Source organism: Nitrospira sp. BLG_2 (assembly GCF_049222245.1).
Window position 1 is genome coordinate 1 of record NZ_JBLYIG010000221.1, and the last position, 1,659, is coordinate 1,659.

Here is a 1,659-nt window from a genome sequence, read left to right on the forward strand (position 1 = left end):
GCTTGGCACCGGTCGAATCGAAGGCGCCGGCCTTAATCAGGCCTTCCAACATCCGCTTATTGACTTTGTGAAGATCGACCCGTCGGCAGAAGTCAAAGAACGATCCAAAGGGAGCCCCCTGAGCCCTCACCTCGAGAACCGACTCCACGGCCCCCTCACCCACGTTTTTAATGGCTGCCAACCCGAACCGGATCGCCCCCCCGGCCACCGCAAAATGTTTTTGGCTGGCGTTCACATCGGGTCCCAAGACTTTGATGCCCAGATCCCGACATTCCGTGAAATACCCCACCAGCTTGTCCTGATTGCCCATGTCGGTCGTCATGAGGGCGGCCATGAACTCGGTCGGGTAGTGCGCTTTGAGATACGCCGTCTGATAACAGACGACGGCATACGCGGCGGCGTGCGATTTGTTGAAACCGTAGCCGGCGAATTTCTGAATCAACTCGTAGAGCTTCTCCGCTTTCTTCTCAGGAACCTTCTTCTGCTTCGCGCCTTCGAGGAACTTAACGCGCAACTTCTCCATCTCTTCCGGCTTCTTTTTGCCCATCGCCCGACGAAGAATATCGGCTTGACCCAACGAAAAACCGGCCATTTTGTTGGCAATGGCCATCACCTGTTCCTGGTAGACGATCACCCCATAGGTATCTTTGAGGAGCGGCTCCAGTTCGGGAACCTCGTAGGTGATCGGAATCTTGCCCTGCTTTCGTTTGATGAAATCAGGGATGAGATCCATCGGTCCCGGGCGATAGAGCGCGATAATGGCGATGATGTCCTCGAACCGGTCGGGCTTCAGTCCGGTGAGCAAGTCGCGCATGCCCGAGCTTTCCAGCTGGAACAGTCCTGTGGTTTTTCCGGAGCTCAAGAGGGCGAAGGTGGCCGGATCATCGAACGGCACCTGATCGATCACCAGCGGCGTCGTCTCGGGATGCGTTTCGTTGATGAGGGTCTCGGCTCGCCGGATCATCGTGAGGGTCTTGAGGCCGAGAAAGTCGAATTTGACCAATCCGATCTTCTCGACGTCTCCCATCGAATACTGGGTGACAATTTCGTCGTTGGCGCCTTTGTAAAGGGGGACGTGGTCGGTGAGCGGTCCTTCGGAGATCACGACGCCGGCCGCATGCGTCGAAGCATGTCGCGCCAGACCCTCGAGCGACTGCGCATTGACCATGAGTTCTTTGACCTTCGGGTCCGTCTCCACCAGCTCGCGCAACCGAGGCTCCGTCTCCAAAGCCTGCTGCAGCGTGATGTTCAATTGATTGGGGACCAACTTCGCGACTTTGTCCGCGTCGGCATAGGACATTTCCAGCACACGGCCCACATCGCGGATCGCGGCTTTGGCCCCGAGGGTGCCAAACGTAATAATCTGAGCGACATGGTCGGTGCCATACTTGTCCACCACGTAGTTGATCACTTCCCCACGGCGATCCATGCAGAAATCCATATCGATATCGGGAAGAGAGACGCGCTCAGGGTTCAAGAACCGCTCGAACAGCAATGTATAAACGAGCGGATCGAGGTCGGTAATGCGCAGGGCATAGGCGACAAGGCTGCCTGCGGCAGAACCTCGACCAGGCCCGACCGGGATCCCTTGTGATCGAGCGAAGCGGATGATGTCCCACACGATGAGAAAGTAGCCTGCAAATCCCATCGAGCAGATCA

1 protein-coding gene is annotated in these 1,659 nt (G+C 57.0%); it reads right to left on the reverse strand.

Features of this window, described 5'->3' with window-relative positions; translation table 11 throughout:
* Window positions 1–1,659, reverse strand: a 1,659-nt coding sequence (locus ACOSYY_RS06220) for a DNA polymerase III subunit alpha (protein WP_421661398.1), incomplete at both ends; no start/stop codon positions are given.